Origin of the sequence: Allosphingosinicella sp. (genome assembly GCF_036387215.1) — a bacterium.
Classification (GTDB): Bacteria; Pseudomonadota; Alphaproteobacteria; order Sphingomonadales; family Sphingomonadaceae; genus Allosphingosinicella.
In genome coordinates, this window is the sequence record NZ_DASVUE010000434.1 from 1 (window position 1) to 17,132 (window position 17,132).

Sequence of the window (17,132 nt, forward strand, 5' to 3'; positions counted from 1 at the left end):
GATCAACGGCAACCAGGCCTTTTCGGGCATCACCCCGTCGAGCGAGGATTTCGGCCGGATCGTCCGCGCACTGAACGGCACCGCCGCCGGCAAGGTGTACGCGACCGACCGCATCTCCTCGATCGTGCCCGGCGCGGAGGCTTTCGCCTCGGCAGCGGCCGGGATGCTCGCAATCCCGATCTCACGCAGCCCGCGCGACTACGTCGTCCTGTTCCGGTCCGAGCTCATCCGCTCGGTCCGCTGGGGCGGCGATCCGCACAAGCCGGTGGAATATGGGCCAAACGGCCCCCGGCTGACGCCCCGCGAGAGCTTCGCCGAGTGGAAGGAATTGGTGGAAGGCCGCTCCAAGCCCTTCACCAGCTCGGAGCTCCGCGTCGCCGAGACGCTGCGTGCGACCCTTATCGAAGTCGTGCTTCGCCTCGCCGACGAAGCGAGCGTCGAGCGGCAGGCGGCGAACGAGCGGCAGGAACTGCTGATCGCCGAGCTCAACCACCGGGTCCGCAACATCCTCGGCGTCATCCGCGGCCTCATCCGCCAGTCGAAGCCGAAGGACGGCTCCACGGTGGAGGATTTCGTTCGGCTGGTGGACGGCCGCATCCACGCGCTCGCCCGGGCGCACAACCAGATCACCGACGATCATTGGGGCCCGGCTCCGCTCCGCGCACTGATCGATGCCGAGGCCGCCGCTTTTCTTGCCGAGCAGACCGACCGCGTGTCGGCGGAAGGCCCGCCGGTGCTGCTCAATCCCCAGGCCTATTCGACGATGGCGCTGGTGGTGCACGAGCTCGTCACCAACTCCGCAAAATATGGAAGCCTCTCCGACCACGGGAAGGTGGCCATCGCCTGGCACCGCGGAAACAATGGCGACCTCATCATCGACTGGCGCGAGCGCGGAGGCCCAGCGGTGAAGCCGCCGACTCGGAAGGGCTTCGGAAGCACGATCATCGACCGCTCTATCCCCTATGACCTCGGCGGCGAGGCGCGGATCGACTATTGTCCGGAGGGCGTCGAAGCGAGGTTCTGCATTCCCGCCAAGCATGTGGCGGAGCCCAAGGATTATAGCGGCCCTGCGATCAAGTTGGGCCGCCCGGCGAGCGAACCGATTAAGCAACGGCCGACGCAGGTCGTCTCCCGCAAGACCATCCTGCTCGTCGAGGACAGCCTCATCATCGCGCTCGACGCCGAGGACATATTGAAGCGACTCGGCGCCGGGCATGTCGCGACCGCCGGCACCGTCGAGCAGGCGCTGGAGGCGATCGACAGCGTCAGGCCCGACATCGCGATGCTCGACATCAACCTTGGAGACCAGACCAGCTTCGCCATCGCCGACCGCCTCAACGAGCTGAACATCCCCTTCCTGTTCGCGACCGGCTATGGCGAGCAGGCGCAGCTTCCGGAGGACCATCAGGCCCGCGCCGTCGTGCAGAAGCCCTATACGCTGGAAAATGTCGCCCGGGCGCTTCCGAGCCTCACCCGCGAGAACGCCTGAAGCGTCAGCCGAGCATCGACTTCAACTTGGCGAAGAACCCTGCCGAGGCGGGGCATTCGTCCCCCGTCTCGGTCTTGCGGAATTCCTCGAGCAGCTCCTTCTGGCGGGAGGAAAGCCGCGTCGGAGTCTCGACCTCGACCTGGATCACCATGTCGCCATGGCCGCGGCCGTTCAGAACGGTCATGCCGGCGCCGCGAACGCGAAGCTGCTTGCCCGACTGGATGCCGGCAGGAATCTTGATCTGGTGCCCCTGCCGGTCGAGGCCTGGGACTTCGATCGTGCCGCCGAGCGCCGCAGTGGTGAAGCTCACCGGGCAGCGCGCGAACAGTGTCGTTCCGTCGCGCTGGAACACCGCGTGCCGCGCGAGATGGATGAAGATGTAGAGGTCGCCGGCCGGGCCGCCCCGCGTCCCGGCTTCGCCTTCGCCGGACAGTCGGATGCGCGTGCCCTCGTCGACGCCCGCCGGAATGCGCACGTTCAGCGACTTTTGCTTGTCGATGCGTCCCTCGCCCCGGCAATGATCGCACGGGTCGGCGATCACTTCGCCGGCGCCCCGGCAGGTGGGGCAGGTCCGCTCGACCACGAAGAAGCCCTGGCTCGCCCGGACCTGACCGCGTCCCCCGCAGGTGTTGCATGCGCGGGCGCTGGTGCCCGGCTTCGCGCCGCTGCCGCCGCACGGCTCGCAGCCGACGGTGGTGTCGATGCGTAGATCGACTTCCTTGCCGTTATAGGCGTCCTCAAGCGTGATTTCGAGGTCGTATCGGAGGTCCGAACCGCGCAGCATGTTGGTGCGCCGGTCGGCTTGGGCGCCGTTCATGAACTCGCCGAAGATGTTTTCGAAGATGTCGCTGAACGAGCCGAAATCCTGCGCTCCGCCCATCCCGCCATTCCTGAAGGCGGCGTGGCCGAAGCGGTCGTAGGCGGCGCGTTTCTGCGGATCGCGCAGGCAATCATAGGCCTGGCTGATCGCCTTGAACTTCTCTTCGGAAACCTTGCACCCCGGATTGCGATCGGGGTGGCATTCCATCGCGAGCTTCCGATACGCCGACTTGATCGTCTTCTCGTCCGCCGTCCGCTCCACCTGGAGCAGCTCGTAATAATCACTATCAAGCATTGCGGTCCCCACAGACCGTCACCCAGGCATCCGCACCGGGTGACGGCCTGTTCATGACTTAGCTCTTCGCTTCGTCGTCGACCTCGGAGAATTCGGCGTCGACCACTTCTTCGCCGCCGCCGGCCTCGCTGCCCTGCGCCGCATCGGCGTCGGCGCCCGGAGAAGCGTTGGTGGCCTGCTCCTTCTCATAGATCGCCTGCCCAAGCTTCATCGCAACCTGGGCGAGCGCCTGCGACTTGGCATTCATCGCCTCCGGATCGCCGCCTTCGACCGCAGTGCGCGCCTCGGCGATCGCGGCCTGGATGTCCGACTTCAGCGAAGCGTCCACCTTGTCGCCATGCTCCTCGAGCTGCCGCTCGGTGGTGTGGATGAGGCTCTCGGCGTTGTTCTTGGCTTCCGCCGCGGCACGACGCTTCTTGTCCTCTTCGGCGAACTGCTCGGCATCGCGGACCATCTTGTCGATGTCCGCGTCCGAAAGGCCGCCCGACGCCTGGATCCGGATCTGCTGCTCCTTGCCGGTGCCCTTGTCGCGCGCCGAGACGTTGACGATGCCGTTGGCGTCGATGTCGAACGTGACCTCGATCTGCGGCACGCCGCGCGGCGCCGGCGGGATGCCGACCAGGTCGAACTGGCCGAGCAGCTTGTTGTCCGCAGCCATCTCGCGCTCGCCCTGGAAGACGCGGATCGTCACCGCATTCTGATTGTCTTCCGCGGTCGAATAGGTCTGCGATTTCTTCGTCGGGATCGTCGTGTTGCGGTCGATCATGCGGGTGAAGACGCCGCCCAGCGTCTCGATGCCGAGCGACAGCGGAGTGACGTCGAGCAGAAGCACGTCCTTGACGTCGCCCTGGAGGACGCCCGCCTGAATGGCGGCGCCCATCGCGACCACCTCATCCGGGTTCACGCCCGTGTGCGGCTCCTTGTTGAAGAAGCTCTTCACGGCGTCGCGCACCTTCGGCATCCGGGTCATGCCGCCGACGAGCACGACCTCGTCGATCTGGTCCGCCTTTAGGCCTGCATCGGCAAGCGCCTTCTTCAGCGGGTCCATCGTCCGCTTGATGAGCTCGTCGACGAGCCGTTCGAGATCGGCGCGGTTGATCGACTTCACCAGGTGCTTCGGTCCGGTCTGGTCCGCGGTGATGAAGGGCAGGTTCACTTCCGTGGTCTGCGCGGAAGACAGCTCGATCTTCGCCTTCTCGGCCGCCTCCTTGAGGCGCTGCAGCGCCAGGCGGTCGTTGCGAAGGTCGATGCCTTCGTCCTTCTTGAAGCTGTCGGCGAGATATTCGACGATCTTGGCGTCGAAATCCTCACCGCCGAGGAAGGTATCGCCGTTCGTGGACTTCACCTCGAACACGCCGTCGCCGATCTCGAGGATCGAGATGTCGAACGTGCCGCCGCCAAGGTCGTAGACGGCGATCGTCTTGCCGTCCTGCTTCTCGAGGCCATAGGCGAGCGCGGCCGCGGTCGGCTCGTTGATGATGCGGAGCACTTCAAGGCCGGCGATCTGCCCGGCATCCTTGGTCGCCTGGCGCTGCGCGTCGTTGAAGTAAGCGGGAACGGTGATGACGGCCTGTGTGACGGTCTCGCCGAGATAGGCCTCGGCGGTTTCCTTCATCTTCTGGAGGATGAAGGCGGAGATCTGCGACGGGCTGTAATCCTTGCCCCCGGCATTCACCCACGCATCGCCGTTCGGCCCGCGCGAAATCTTGTAGGGGACGAGCTCGGTGTCCTTCTTGGTCACCGGATCATCGAAGCGGCGGCCGATCAGGCGCTTCACCGCAAAGATCGTATTGTCAGGATTGGTGACCGCCTGGCGCTTGGCCGGCTGGCCGATCAGCCGCTCGCCGTCCTTGGCGAAAGCGACGATGGACGGCGTCGTGCGCGCGCCCTCAGCATTTTCGATGACCTTAGGCTTGCCGCCCTCCATGACAGCGACGGCGCTATTGGTGGTGCCAAGATCGATACCGATTACTCTTGCCATGTAACTACCTCGTTTGCCCCAAATAAATTCCCTCTCCGCGCCCTTCCAACAAGGCACGCGAAGTGCTTCCGAAACGATATAGGTGGGCTTTCAATTGCGACAAGAAGCCGCCCTGGCCTAAAGGACGCACATGCGTCTCAAATTGGCAACAGCTGCTTTCCTCGCACTCGCCGCCTGCGGCAAGGGTGCTCCGCCGGAGCCTAAGGTGGAGGTGAAAGAGGCGATGGTCATGCTCCCCGTGGTGCCGGGCCGGCCGGGAGCGGCCTATTTCACGCTGAGGACGAACAACGATCCAACCAAGATCGTCAGCGTCACCAGCCCGAAGGTGGAGCGGGTCGAGCTTCACGAGACGCGCGAAGAAGGCGGCATGTCCAGGATGGGCCTGATGGGTGACCTCACCTTCCCATCGAGCGGCGTTCTGGAGTTCAAGCCGGGCGGCCGCCATGCAATGCTGTTCGGGCTCGATCCCTCGCTTAAAGCCGGTGACAAGATCCCGCTCACCTTCACCTTCGAGCCCGCACCGCCGGTGACGGTCGAGGCGGAGGTGCACGCCGCCGGCAGTCACTCGGGGCACTAGGTGACGGCGCGTCCGCTTACCGACGCCGAACGCAACCTCGCCTCCTCGGTGTTCGGAAGCACGATCGACTATTCCTCGGTTCAGATCGTCCGCCGGAGCTGGTGGCCATTCCAGACGCGCAACATCGCGATGTCGCCGAACGGGAATATCTACTTCCATCCTGAGGGCGATCTCTGGTCGGAGGATTTCGGCTCCAGCCCGCTCCACCGCCAGGGGCTCTTCATCCACGAGATGACGCACGTCTGGCAGCACCAGAAGGGCATCTGGCTGCCGCTCGCACGCCATCCCTTCTGCCGCTACAGCTATTCGGTGAAGCCCGGCTGGCCGCTCCACCGCTACGGGATCGAGCAGCAGGCCGAGATCGTCCGCCACGCGTTCCTGCTCCGCGAGGGCGCCGCCTTCCCCGGAGCACCGCCGCGCGAGCAGCTGGAGACGATCCTCCCCTTCCCCGGCTTCCGCTCCGCCTAGGCGACGAGCTGGTTGAAGAAGAGGCCGATGGCGATGAATGGAAGCCCGAAGATGGCCAGGATCAGGTAGATCGGGCTGGGCTTTCGCGTCTCCAGAACGCACTCCTCGGGCTTTTCGGGATTGTAGCGGACCGGCACGGAGGATCCGACAGCGTAGGGCGCGATCGCCGCATCCGCCTTCTTCCGGCTGGAGCTGCGCGGGTTGCCGAACCTGAGCCGACGCCCCTCGAGCTCGCGGCCGCCTGCACTGTAGGAATAGACGACGATCGGATTGTACCATGTGCTCGTCCCGCCTTCCCGGTCGGTACTTTCCTCGATCTGCACCTCGGCCGAGCGCACGGTGCCGCTTGCTGTCGGCCAGCTCTCCGAAGCCTTCGCCTTTCCGGCCGCGCGGAAGTGCGCGTAACCGAAGCCCAGCGCCCAGACGAGGCCGAGCACGATCAATCCCAGAGCTACAGGTTCCATGAAATCCCCCATTTGAAGCAGCTTTTGAAGCATTGCTCAGACGCAGAGGCAAACGAAAATGGCGGTGAATATTCGTGCCGGAGCCGGTCCGGATTGACGGCGCCGCGCCTGATCGAGAAAGGGTGCCGCATGAGCAGAATCGAACAAGTGATCGGCCGCGAGATCCTCGACAGCCGCGGCAATCCCACCGTCGAAGTCGACGTTGTTCTCGAAGACGGCATCGTCGGGCGCGCCGCAGTGCCCTCGGGCGCCTCCGTCGGAACTCACGAGGCGGTGGAGCTGCGCGACGGCGACGCCAGGCGCTACAAGGGCAAAGGCACGTTGAAGGCGGTGGCTTCGGTCGCCGGCCCGATCGCCGAAATTCTGGTGGGCCGGGACGCGCGGGACCAGATCGGCATCGACAGCGCGATGATCGAGCTCGACGGCACCGACAACAAGTCCCGCCTTGGCGCAAATGCGATCCTGGGTGCCTCGCTCGCAGTCGCGAAGGCGGCCGCCTCCTCCTTGTCGATCCCGCTCTACCGCCACGTTGGAGGCGTATCGGCGCGGGTCCTGCCGGTGGCGATGATGAACATCATCAACGGCGGCGCGCATGCCAATAACGGCCTCGACTTCCAGGAATTCATGGTGATGCCGCTGAACGCGCCCAGCTTCCGCGAGGCGCTCCGGATGGGCACGGAAGTGTTCCACACGCTGAAATCCGCGCTCTCGAAGGCGGGCCACAGCACCAGCGTCGGCGACGAGGGCGGCTTCGCGCCCGACCTGCGTACGGCGGGCGAAGCGCTCGATTATATCATGGCCGCCATTTCAGAGGCCGGGTTCCGTCCCGGCGAGGACGTCGCGATCGCGCTCGATTCCGCAGCCAGCGAATTCTTCCGCGAGGGCGGCTATGCCTATGCGGGCGAAGGCGTCACGCGGAGCGTGGACGAGCAGGTCGCGTACCTGGCGCAGCTCGCCTCCGAATATCCGATCATCTCGATCGAGGACGGGATGGCCGAGGACGATATGGATGGCTGGAAGCGCCTGACCGACCTCGTCGGCAGCCGGTGCCAGCTGGTGGGCGACGATGTCTTCGTCACCAACGTGCGGCGCCTTCGGGAGGGGATCGCGGGCGGCATCGCCAATTCGATCCTCGTGAAGGTAAACCAGATCGGATCGCTCACCGAGACGCTCGACACGGTCGATACCGCCCATCGCGCCGGCTACAGCGCCGTCATGTCGCACCGCTCGGGCGAGACGGAGGACACGACGATCGCCGACCTCGCGGTCGCAACCAATTGCGGGCTCATCAAAACGGGCTCGCTTTCGCGCTCCGACCGCACGGCGAAGTACAACCAGCTGCTCCGGATCGAAGAGGAGCTCGGGTCCGACGCCGTCTATGCCGGCAGTGCGGTCGCCGAGCGCCTCCTCCCCCGCTGAACTCAGTTGCCCCGGCTGGCCTTCCGATAGGGAATGAACGGGCCGAGGAAGACGACGCCGCTGTTGGTTCGGGACGCGCTGTCGTAGAGGGTGACCACGTCGATGCTGCAGAGCTGCGACGAATGGGTCTTCGTCACCAGGGTATCATCGCTGTCGAGCGACTCGGCACCGTTGCGCGGGCGGTTCACGTAGATCGTGCCGCCGGCATCGTAGAGGATCGCGGTCCTGTCGATGATCCGGCTGCCGCGAACGAACCGAAGCTGGATGCAATCGACCGGCTGGCCGGCGGTGCGGCCCTCGAGCGCCCGCGCCAGCCGCTCCTCCGGCGCCAGCCGGGGAGCCGCGTCCGCGGCGACGCTACCAAGGAGAAGTGATCCGGCGATAAGTGGAAGAAGGCGGCGCATGTTCTGCTCCTGCGAAAAGAGAGGATATGCTCCAATATCATGCCCATCTGAACGGCCGCTGACTTGGCTCCCGCCCCTGCACTCTCCTGTTTCCCAGCGGCTCGGCACTCGTCTAAGCTGGCGGAATGCGGCTCCTCACCCTTCTCCTCATTCTTCTCGCGTCCGGCTGCCAGCAGGCGAAGGTCGCGGTCCCTCCCCCGCCTCCGGAGGTGAGCTACGCCTGGGTGAGCTTCGATGCGAGCGGCGTGCGCGGGAGCGGCGCTTCCGGCGTCGCGGACCGGACCTCCAACCGGAAATTGACGATCGACGATCCGGTGCGAGTCGCCTCGATCTCGAAGCTGATCGTGGCACTGGGGGTGATGCGGCTCGCAGAGGAAGGCCGCATCAGCCTGGACGAGGACGTCTCCTCCTATCTCGGCTGGCAGCTGCGTAACCCCGCCTTCCCCAATACGCCGATCACGCTTCGCACCCTGCTGTCGCACCGATCGAGCCTGCAGGACGCCGGCGAGGCCTATGTCATCCCTCTCGGCAAGACCGTCCGCGCCGCCGTCGCCTCGCCGGGAGTGTTCGACACCGCGCACGCGCCGGGCACCTATTTCCGCTATTCGAACCTCAACTTCCCGATCATCGCCTCGGCTCTGGAGCTGAAGACCGGCGAGAGGTTCGACCGGCTGATCCACCGCCTCGTGATGGCGCCGCTGGGGCTCGATGCCTGCTTCAACTGGACGATGTGCAGCGACGCCAATATCGAGCGGGCCGTGACGCTCTACCGCCCCGACGGCACGGTCGCGCTCGACGGGCTTCAGGGGAAGCGCCCCGAATGCCCCGTCTTCCGCGCCGGCAGCGGCTGCGATCTCGACAGCTACGTGCTCGGCTCCAACGGCGCGCTCTTTTCGCCGCAGGGCGGGCTGCGCGTCTCGATGCGCGATCTCGCCGCGATCGGGTGGCTGCTCCTCAACCGCGGGCGGCATGGCGGCGGCCGGTTCCTGAAGGAAGAGAGCCTCGACGCCATCCTCCAGCCCGTGTGGCAGTTCGATGGGACGAACGGCGATACGAGCGAGGGCTTCTATTGCGCCTACGGCCTTGCCGCACAGAGCCTTCCCACCAAGGCAGTCGGCTGCCGCGACGATCTGTTCGGGAACGAGCGCCGGGTGGTCGGCCATGCCGGCGACGCGTACGGGGTCCGCTCCGGCCTCTGGATCGACCGCCGGCGGCGCGTCGGCATCGCCTATTTCGCCGCGAACAACGGCCCCGATCCCGCGTCGGGCGGCTCGGCCTACAAGGCGGTGGAGGAATTTCTGGCGGCGAAGCTCGATTGAGCGCCTACTAGCCGCCGAGCCAGTCCGGCATCTTCGTGTCCTGGAGCAGGCGCTCGATGTCCTGCCGCTCCCGGACCACCGCCCATTGATCGCCGTTGACCAGCACTTCGGGCGTAAGCGGGCGTGAATTGTACGTGCTCGCCATGGTCGCCGCATAGGCGCCGGACGTGCGGATGATCATCAGGTCGCCCGCCTCCACCCGGTCCATCCGCCTCGCCCGCGCGAAGATGTCCCCCGTCTCGCAGACCGGCCCCACCACGTCGGCGACCATCGCCCCGCCCTTCGGAACCACGGCATCGATGCCGTGCCAGGCATCGTAGAGGCTTGGCCGCATCAGATCGTTCATTGCGGCATCGAGGATCACGAAAGGATGCGCTCCACCCGGCTTCACGCGGATCACCTCGGTGAGGAGAATGCCGGCATTGCCGACGATCAGCCGCCCCGGCTCGAAGATCAGCCGGACGTCCCAGCCTGCCGTGGCGCGCGAGACCATTGCGCCATATTCCTCCGGCGCGGGCGGCGGCGGCGCCGAGGGATCGTAGGCAACCCCGAGCCCGCCGCCGAGGTCGGCGGTGCTGATCCGGTGCCCCGCGGCCCTTAGCGCCGCGATCAGTTCGCCGAGCTTGCGGAACGCGGCTTCGAGCGGGCCGAGGGTGGTCAGCTGGCTGCCGATGTGGACCGCCACTCCGCGAAGCTCGAGCCCCGGCAGCTCGCGCACCCGCGCGCAGGCGCTCATCGCTTCGGCGATCGGGATGCCGAACTTGCTGTCGGCGGCTCCGGTGGAGATCTTGGCGTGGGTCCCCGCCTGAACGGCGGGATTCACACGGAGCGCGACGGGCGCGGTCATCCCCATCGAGACGGCGACTTCGGAGAGCATTTCCGCCTCCGGCACCGATTCGAGGTTGAACTGGCAAAGCCCGCCTTCGAGCGCGAGCCTCATCTCCGCGGCCGTCTTGCCGACGCCGGAGAAGACGATCTTTTCGGCCGGGATTCCCGCCGCCCTGGCGCGGCGATATTCGCCGCCCGAGACGACATCTCCCCCGAGCCCCTCCGCCGCCAGCGTGGCGAGCACCGCCGCATTGGGATTGGCCTTGACGGCGTAAGCGATCAGCGGATCGTCGAGCGAGGCGAGCGCCGATCTGAGCGCCTGCACCTGCCGGCGCATGCTCGCGGTCGAATAGACGTAGGCGGGGGTTCCCACCTCGCGGGCGATCAGCGGCAGCGGCACGTGCTCGCAATGGATCACGCCGTCCCGCAGTTCGAACTCGCCCATTCCAATCCGCTCCGCAAAAAAAGAAGCCGCGGCAGGTATGCTGCCGCGGCTCCGTTAGCCCCTTTCGGGAAGCTTTAGAACTTCACTTCGACGGCCATGGTGAACGAGCGCCCGCGCGGATCCGCGACGCGCGGCTCCCACGAGCTGCCGGCGCCGGTGTTGCTGTCATAGGTGATCGCGAACGGCGGGTCGGTGTCGAACAGGTTCTTGATACCCGCGGTCAGCCGCAGCCGCTTCATCACGTCGTAGCTGATGGACGCGTTGTAGATGATATATTCGTCCACCCGCTCGTTGAAGTCGGGACGCGTGACCGTGCCGTTGGCGATGCCCGGCAGCGCCTGGTTCTTGTAGCCGTTGCGGAAGATCTGCGAGAAGCTGAGCGTCAGATCCTCGTTCCGGTAGGTGATGAAGGCGTTGTGCTTCCACTTAAGGCCAAGGTCGCCGGCGAAGCTGAACACGCCGATCAGGCTCGGGCCGTACGGCGCCGACGGCAGGAACTTCTCGCGCTTCTTGAGCAGGTAAGTCCCGTCAAGGCCCGCCGAGATCGTGCCGCCGAGCACGTCGAAGCCGCCGCGAAGGGCGATCTCGAGGCCCTTGGTCCGCCGCGAGCCGATATTGTCCGCGCGAAGGTCGACGGTCGTGATGATGCCGTTCGTACGCTCGACGCGATTCGGGAAGAAGCTGATGTTGTTGAGCAACTCCCGCAGCGTCAGCGCACCGATCGTGTCGTCGACCGCGATCTGCCAGTAATCGACCGAGGCGCTGAACTGCCTCGCCGGCTGGAAGACGACGCCGAGGCTTGCCTGCTTCGACGTCTCCGGGCCGAGCTGCAGGTTTCCGCCCGAGAGCGTATCCGGAGTGATGGCCGCGCAACCCGGGATAGCAGGATTGACGGCTCCGCCCGGGCAGGTCGTGGGATCGACGAGCGTGTTGCCCGGATTGGGCGAGATCGTCGTGCCGTTGAAGATCTGGTTGAACGACGGGACGCGGAAGCCGGTATTGTAGGAGCCGCGGAACATCAGCCAGTCGACCGGACGGAACTTGACCGACACCTTCGGATTCGTGGTCGTGCCGAAGCCGGTATAATCGTCGATCCGGATCGCGCCCGTCACTTCCAGCTCCGGAAGGATGGGGATCAGGATCTCGGCATAAGCGGCCTTCACCGTCCGGTGCTTCGGCGTCAGCGCGTTGATGTTGTCGAATGCGGCGTTGAAGATGTCCGGCGTGCCCAGAACCGCGGCCGGGGAGCCGTTGAAGCTGTAGGTCTCGCGTCGATAGTCGACGCCGATCGCCGCCTGAACGGCGCCGTGCCACAGGTTGAACAACGGCCCGGAGAAGGAAGCGTCGAGCTGCTTCACTTCATATTTGCCGCCGTAGAGCGTGACGCCCCGGGCGGAGACCGCATCCAGCCCCGCAAGCGCCGCCGGCGTCTGCGTGAGCGAGAACGGGTTGAGGATGCCGCTGTTGAGGAGGCCGATGATGCCCGGCGCGCTTGCGCCCGGCGCGGTCGGCGCGCGCGGATCAGGTCCACCGGCGACTGCTCCCGCAACGCCCGAAGCGGCGGCCGCTCCGGCGGAGGGGAATACGCCGCGATAATGATAACCCTCGCCCAGCACCGAAGAAGATTCGCTGCGGGCATAGGATGCGCCGGCGCGGTAATCCCACTTGCCGAACATCGGGCCCTCGACGCCGAGCGCGGCACGAAGGGTCTTCGTGTTCGTCACATATTCACGGGTCCCGCCCGGCGTGTTGCGCCAGCGATAAGCGATCGGCTTGCCGTAATTGGGACGGATCGCCGGGAATACGGCGACGAGCCGGTTGAAGACGTCGTTATAGGTGTCCGCAGTGATCGAATTGAGCGGGTAATAAAGCGGCAGCGACGTCGCGTTGATCGAATATTGGTTCGGCGAAAAGCGCTTGGCCGAAGTCGCATCCGAACCCGTGATCTCGGCGAAGATCTCATGCTCGCCGAACCTTACAGTGCCCCGCCCGTAATAGGTGAGCGTCTTCAGCGGCTGCTGGAGAACGGCCGCGCGGCCGGTGTCCCATGCGCAGGCAAAACGCGCGCCCGGGTTCGCCCAGAGCTGCTCGTCATAGGCCATGCCGCCGTCCATCGTCTCGCAGCCGGCGCCGCCGGGAAGGTCGAGGATGTTGATGCCGCCGGTTGCCGGAGTGGTGGTTCCGGGAAAGACAAGGCCTGGCAGAACCGTCGCTCCGGTCGTGCCGCCGAGCAGCGAGCCATTCGGGGCGAAGAACGGGTTCGGGTTGGCCGGGAACGCATTGGCGAGCGGGGTGCCGCGCGTATCGACCGAAAGACCCCGATTGGGCTGGTTGCCGCTCACGAAGTCCCGGTCGTACCCGTTCAGAACACCGTTCCAGCTCTTGCTGACGGCGGCCATGATGTTGAAGCCCTGCTCGCTCAGCTGACCGTAGCCTGCCGTGGCCGAGAGGCGGTAGATCGGGCTGTCGCCGCGCTCGGTGATGTCGGTGAACGCATTCAACGCGACCCCGGTGAAGTTCTTCCGGGTGATGAAGTTGATCACGCCGCCGATCGCATCGGTGCCGTAGATTGCCGAGGCGCCGTCCTTCAGCACTTCGATCCGCTCGATCGCGGCGAAGGGGATCTGGTTCACGTCGACTGCGGAGCCGGTGAGGCCGTGGGCGGCGACGCGGCGGCCGTTCAGAAGCACGAGCGTGGATGCCGAGCCCTGGCCGCGGAGGTTGGCGGCGGACAAGCCGTTGGTGCCGCGTTGGGCTCCGCTCGTCACGTCAGCGTTCGACGCGAGGTTGTCGGCGCCGCTGCCGTTGGTGCTGAGATACATGATGAACTGCTCGGGGTTGCTGATCCCCTCGCGCGTAAGCTCCTGAGTCGTGATGATCTGGAGCGGCAGCGGGCTGTTGTTCGGATCGCGCCGGATGCGGGAACCCGTGACGATGATCTCGCGGTCGCGATCGGGCTCGGTGCCGGTCAGGCTCGCGTCCGTCTGGGGGGTTTCGGCGCCGGTCGGCGTATTCGCCGGCTGGGTCGTGGTCTGCGGATCCACCACCTGCGCGGATGCCGCTCCGGGAATCGCGCAGGCGAGCGCTGCAAGCGCCGAGCCGGAGACGAGATTCAACCTGATTGCTGTGAAACGTGCCATATCGAGAGCCCCCCAAAGCCCGCCCATTTTCCGGCGGATCGATTTGCTTTTCTAACAAAGAAGTTGCGCAGCGCCACAGATTCTGTTGCGACTTGGGCAAGGCGGGTATCGTTCGAGGGGGAAGCACTGAAAAGCGTGTCGCGGAAGCAACAGTGTCGCCCCACGGGGGAGGCTCGATGAGCACCTCCGCTGCAAGCCTCAGCGACGCGGGCGCGGCGGCGCCGTCCGTCGTGCGGCCCGGGATCGGACGGCTCGCGCTTTACGTGCTGCTCGGCTTCTCGGCAGGCCTTCCCTTCTACATGTTCTCTACCGTGCTCGCGCTGAGGCTCACGCAGCACGGCGTCGGCCTCGTCGTGATCGGCTTCTTCGCCTGGGTGACGTTGCTGCCGACCTTCAAGTTCCTCTGGGCGCCGCTGCTCGACCGGTTCGACGTGCCCGGCTTCGGCCGCTTCTGGGGCAAGCGCCGGGGATGGATCATGCTTGCGCAGCTCGGCATCTTCAGCTCGATGGCGGCGATGGCGTTCACCGCGTCGGACGAGAGTCTCGCCGTCACAGCCCTGTTCGCCACCCTGCTCGCCTTCTGGACGACGACCCTGGAAGTCGCGGCCGATGCCTGGCGCATCGAACTCGCGCCGACGCAGGACGAGCAGGGCCCGATCGTCGCCGCCAACCTCTGGGGATATCGCACCGCTATGGTGGCGGCAGGCAGCGGCGCGCTGATCGTTGCCGATCATGGCGGCTGGACCGCGGCCTATCTGCTGATCGCCGCCGCGGCTTTCCTCCCCTTCCCCCTGCTCGTGTCGATGCGGCCGGAGCATCGCGGCGCCAACCGTTGGAGCGCCTTGGGAACCGGCCTGCTCGCAAGCTTCGCCATCCTCACATTTGCTGCGATCGCCACCGCTGCCGTCGGCTGGGTGCTGCTCGATCTGGCATCCCGCGGAGGGATCAGCTCGACCAGCAACGTGACGCCCGCGGTGCTTTCCATCTGCATGCTCCCCTTCATCGCGATGGCGCTGGCCCTGCCCTCGATCCGGCGCGCCCACCCGGACGCCTGGTTCCGGCGCTCCGCCGCAATCGGCCCCTATGTCGATATCTTCTGGCGCTACGGCTATGCGACCCTGATCGTCCTCGCCTTCGTCTCACTCTACAGGATGGGCGACGTGCTTGCGCTCACCCTGTCCAAGCCTCTGGTGAAGTCGCTCGGCTATTCGCTAACCGAGATCGGCGTGGCCGACGGTGCGGTGGCGCTTCTCTCCAGCATGGTCGGCGTGGGGCTCGGCGGCTGGCTGGTGACCCGCTGGCCGCAGGCGTGGACGCTGGCGCTCGGCGCCGTTGCGGCTGCGATCGGCAATTGGGGCTTCGTCTGGCTCGCCCACCAGTCGCCCGGGACTTTCGTGCTCTACGCGGCCACCGCCGCCGACCAGTTCGGCAACGGCCTCGCCGGCGCGGTCTTCGTCGTCTACCTCTCGATGCTGGTGAACCCGCGCTATCCGGGCGCCCAATATGCCTTCCTGTCGGGCTTCGCCTTCCTCCTCCCGCGGCTGCTGGCCGGAGCTTCGGGCTCTATGCAGGTCCAGATCGGCTATGACGGCTTCTTCATCCTGACGGGCGCGCTCACCCTGGCGGCGATCCTGTTCCTGCCGCTGATCGGCCGCATCAGGCCCCGCGCGCCGGACGATCCGGAAGCGTGATCGAAGAGATTGCCGACCGCGCCTTCGCTCCGGCCGCGGCGTCCGTGGCGGAGGGGAAGATCCCGGGCGCTACGCTCGGCATCGTCACCGCCGATGGCAGGCGCGCGGTACGAGTCGCCGGAATGGCGGCCCTGGTGCCCGACCCGGAGCCGCTGACGGAGGAGCATTGGTTCGATCTCGCCTCCGTCTCCAAGGTCATCGCCACAACGACGATGATCCTTCGGCTGGCGGAGGAGGGCCGCATCGAGCTCGACCGCCCCCTCACCGACGCTATCCCCGATCTTCGCCAGTACGACATTGCGGGGGCGGCGGAGCGGCGGCTCACCTTCCGCGATTGCCTCGCCCACCGGACCTTTCTTCCGGCGGTGGAGCCCATCTACACCTATGGCGGCGATCCCGCCCGGCTGCGGGCCTTCGTGCTCCAGCGGGAATGGCGGCACGGAGCGCCGGTTTATTCCGACATCAACTATATCCTGCTCGGGATCGCAATCGAGCGGATCACCGGCAGGCCGCTTTCGGAATGGCCGCTCGGCGAGGGCTTGAGCTTCGGGCCGCCGCCGGGTCCGGCCGTCGCTACCGAGGCCTGCACCTGGCGCGGACGGGTTCTTAAGGGCGAGGTGCATGACGAGAACGCATTCGCACTAGGCGGAGCGGCGGGGCATGCGGGGCTGTTCGGCACGGTGGCGGGAGTGCTGGATTTCGCCGCCGGGCTGCTGGATGGCAGCGGCGCCACCCCGGAAATGCTCCGCGAGATCCGCACCCGCGTCCACGGCGACCGCACCTGCGGCTGGGAGCGGCGCTTCGCCGGCTGGCACGGCGGCCACGCCTGCTCCGATGAGACGATCGGCCATACCGGCTTCACCGGCACCGGCCTCTGGATCGACTTCGACCGCGGCCTCGCCTGGACGTTGCTGACCAACCGGGTCCACCCCACCCGGCACCGGGACAGCGGCATCTTCGAGCTTCGTCCTCTGACCGGCGATGCGCTGATCGCAGCGTTCGACCGAGCCTAGTTGGCCTCCGCGATCAGCTGCAGCGCCGCGTCCATCGTCCTGGTCGCCCCGACACCTTCCGGCACGTCGTTGGCGTAAACCGAGAAGACGAGCGTCCGCCCGCTCTTCGCGATCATGTAACCGGAAAGGGCGTTGGTGGCGTTGAGGGAGCCCGTCTTTGCGAACAGGCGACGCTCCAGCGGAGTGCCGCCGAAGCGGCTGCGGAGCGTCCCGTCCACCCCGGCGACCGGAAGCGTCTCGCGATAGGCGGCGCCCCAGGGCTGGGCCGCGATCCAGCGCAGGAACGTCACCATCCCGCGCGGCGCAACGCGATTGTAGGTCGACATGCCGGAGCCGTCCGAAAAGTCGTAGCTCGTGCGCGGGACCCCTGCCCGCTCGAGCATCGCGCGGACTGCCGCGACGCCGTCGGCGATCGAGCCGCTGCCCTGCTGGAGCCCCACCCGCCGGAGCAGCAGCTCGGCATGGAGATTCTGGCTCACCTTGTTGGTGTGGCCAAGATCCTCGATCAGCGGCGGCGGCGTCAGCTTCGCGAGCACTTCCTGCCGCGGCGGCCGGGGCGGCGGAGCGCCGTTCCTCGCCTTCGGATCGTCGGCCGGAGTGAGCCGCCGATAGCGCGACGAAACCTCCCCCGTCACGCGGACGCCCCGCGCCTCAAGCAGCTGCTTCAGGCGCCATGCCGCATAATGCGCCGGATCGTCGATGCCGAGGCGTACCAGCTCCGTCTTCGGTCCCGCCACAATGGTCCCCGTGAGCCGCACGGCCGTACTTCCCGGAAGCCGC

General features: G+C 66.5%; 14 protein-coding genes. 7 read left to right on the forward strand and 7 right to left on the reverse strand.

Annotated elements, in window-relative coordinates:
• On the forward strand, nt 1–1,489 hold a 1,489-nt coding region (locus VF662_RS16475; RefSeq protein ID WP_464143038.1), incomplete at its 5' end, for an HWE histidine kinase domain-containing protein.
• Nucleotides 1,490–1,493: 4 nt separating this feature from the next.
• Here VF662_RS16475 and dnaJ read toward each other — a convergent pair.
• Together dnaJ and dnaK are read right to left on the reverse strand one after the other, a co-directional pair.
• The gene (gene dnaJ, locus VF662_RS16480; protein WP_464143039.1) at nt 1,494–2,603 is read right to left on the reverse strand and encodes a molecular chaperone DnaJ; all 1,110 of its coding nucleotides are present in this window, start codon (nt 2,601–2,603) and stop codon (nt 1,494–1,496) included.
• Nucleotides 2,604–2,661: 58 nt separating this feature from the next.
• Nucleotides 2,662–4,584 (reverse strand): molecular chaperone DnaK, encoded by a 1,923-nt coding sequence (gene dnaK, locus VF662_RS16485; protein WP_464143040.1) that lies wholly within the window; start codon nt 4,582–4,584, stop codon nt 2,662–2,664.
• Nucleotides 4,585–4,726: 142 nt separating this feature from the next.
• Between dnaK and VF662_RS16490 the strand changes: the two genes are divergently transcribed.
• Nucleotides 4,727–5,161 (forward strand): copper chaperone PCu(A)C, encoded by a 435-nt coding sequence (locus tag VF662_RS16490; protein ID WP_464143041.1) that lies wholly within the window; start codon nt 4,727–4,729, stop codon nt 5,159–5,161.
• Complete coding sequence (locus VF662_RS16495; RefSeq protein ID WP_464143042.1) at nt 5,162–5,629, forward strand: vgr related protein; 468 nt, start codon at nt 5,162–5,164, stop codon at nt 5,627–5,629.
• On the opposite strand, the gene VF662_RS16500 is transcribed toward VF662_RS16495, so the two are convergent.
• Nucleotides 5,626–6,093, reverse strand: coding sequence for a DUF3592 domain-containing protein (locus VF662_RS16500; RefSeq protein ID WP_464143043.1), 468 nt, complete (start codon nt 6,091–6,093; stop codon nt 5,626–5,628). The two genes, VF662_RS16495 and VF662_RS16500, sit on opposite strands and share 4 nt — an antisense overlap.
• Before the next feature lie 129 nt (nt 6,094–6,222).
• On the opposite strand from VF662_RS16500, the gene eno reads away from it, so the two are divergent.
• A complete protein-coding gene (gene eno, locus VF662_RS16505) occupies nt 6,223–7,512 on the forward strand; it encodes a phosphopyruvate hydratase (RefSeq protein WP_464143044.1) in 1,290 nt (429 codons plus the stop codon).
• Between the two features lie 2 nt (nt 7,513–7,514).
• On the opposite strand, the gene VF662_RS16510 is transcribed toward eno, so the two are convergent.
• A complete protein-coding gene (locus VF662_RS16510; RefSeq protein WP_464143045.1) occupies nt 7,515–7,916 on the reverse strand; it encodes a hypothetical protein in 402 nt (133 codons plus the stop codon).
• 125 nt (nt 7,917–8,041) lie between these two features.
• Here VF662_RS16510 and VF662_RS16515 point away from each other — a divergent pair, with 125 nt between their 5' ends.
• Nucleotides 8,042–9,235 carry a serine hydrolase domain-containing protein gene (locus VF662_RS16515; protein ID WP_464143046.1) on the forward strand — a complete coding sequence of 398 codons (1,194 nt, stop codon included), beginning with the start codon at nt 8,042–8,044 and terminating at the stop codon, nt 9,233–9,235.
• A 7-nt stretch (nt 9,236–9,242) separates the two neighbouring features.
• Here the strand turns inward: VF662_RS16515 and lysA are convergent, their stop codons facing one another.
• Both lysA and VF662_RS16525 read right to left on the reverse strand, forming a co-directional pair.
• Nucleotides 9,243–10,508 carry a diaminopimelate decarboxylase gene (gene lysA / locus VF662_RS16520; protein WP_464143047.1) on the reverse strand — a complete coding sequence of 422 codons (1,266 nt, stop codon included), beginning with the start codon at nt 10,506–10,508 and terminating at the stop codon, nt 9,243–9,245.
• A 74-nt stretch (nt 10,509–10,582) separates the two neighbouring features.
• Nucleotides 10,583–13,648: a TonB-dependent receptor domain-containing protein gene (locus VF662_RS16525; protein WP_464143048.1), complete on the reverse strand. Its 3,066-nt coding sequence runs from the start codon at nt 13,646–13,648 to the stop codon at nt 10,583–10,585.
• Nucleotides 13,649–13,824: 176 nt separating this feature from the next.
• Between VF662_RS16525 and VF662_RS16530 the strand changes: the two genes are divergently transcribed.
• Entirely contained in the window at nt 13,825–15,339 is a 1,515-nt protein-coding gene (locus tag VF662_RS16530; RefSeq protein ID WP_464143049.1) for an MFS transporter, read from the forward strand.
• On the forward strand, nt 15,336–16,352 hold the full coding sequence (locus VF662_RS16535) for a serine hydrolase domain-containing protein (protein WP_464143050.1): 1,017 nt from the start codon (nt 15,336–15,338) through the stop codon (nt 16,350–16,352). Before VF662_RS16530 ends, VF662_RS16535 begins: the two co-directional genes overlap by 4 nt.
• On the opposite strand, the gene dacB is transcribed toward VF662_RS16535, so the two are convergent.
• Nucleotides 16,349–17,132 (reverse strand): D-alanyl-D-alanine carboxypeptidase/D-alanyl-D-alanine endopeptidase (gene dacB / locus VF662_RS16540; protein ID WP_464143051.1); only part of this gene is annotated, 784 nt, incomplete at its 5' end. The two genes, VF662_RS16535 and dacB, sit on opposite strands and share 4 nt — an antisense overlap.

Bases quoted from the DNA above. Each gene is read 5' to 3' on its own strand.
- eno (WP_464143044.1), top strand. From the start codon at position 6,223: ATGAGCAGAATCGAACAAGTGATCGGCCGCGAGATCCTCGACAGCCGC.
- VF662_RS16525 (WP_464143048.1), bottom strand. From the start codon at position 13,648: ATGGCACGTTTCACAGCAATCAGGTTGAATCTCGTCTCCGGCTCGGCG.
- VF662_RS16515 (WP_464143046.1), top strand. From the start codon at position 8,042: ATGCGGCTCCTCACCCTTCTCCTCATTCTTCTCGCGTCCGGCTGCCAG.
- dnaK (WP_464143040.1), bottom strand. From the start codon at position 4,584: ATGGCAAGAGTAATCGGTATCGATCTTGGCACCACCAATAGCGCCGTC.
- VF662_RS16500 (WP_464143043.1), bottom strand. From the start codon at position 6,093: ATGGAACCTGTAGCTCTGGGATTGATCGTGCTCGGCCTCGTCTGGGCG.
- lysA (WP_464143047.1), bottom strand. From the start codon at position 10,508: ATGGGCGAGTTCGAACTGCGGGACGGCGTGATCCATTGCGAGCACGTG.
- VF662_RS16510 (WP_464143045.1), bottom strand. From the start codon at position 7,916: ATGCGCCGCCTTCTTCCACTTATCGCCGGATCACTTCTCCTTGGTAGC.
- dnaJ (WP_464143039.1), bottom strand. From the start codon at position 2,603: ATGCTTGATAGTGATTATTACGAGCTGCTCCAGGTGGAGCGGACGGCG.
- VF662_RS16530 (WP_464143049.1), top strand. From the start codon at position 13,825: ATGAGCACCTCCGCTGCAAGCCTCAGCGACGCGGGCGCGGCGGCGCCG.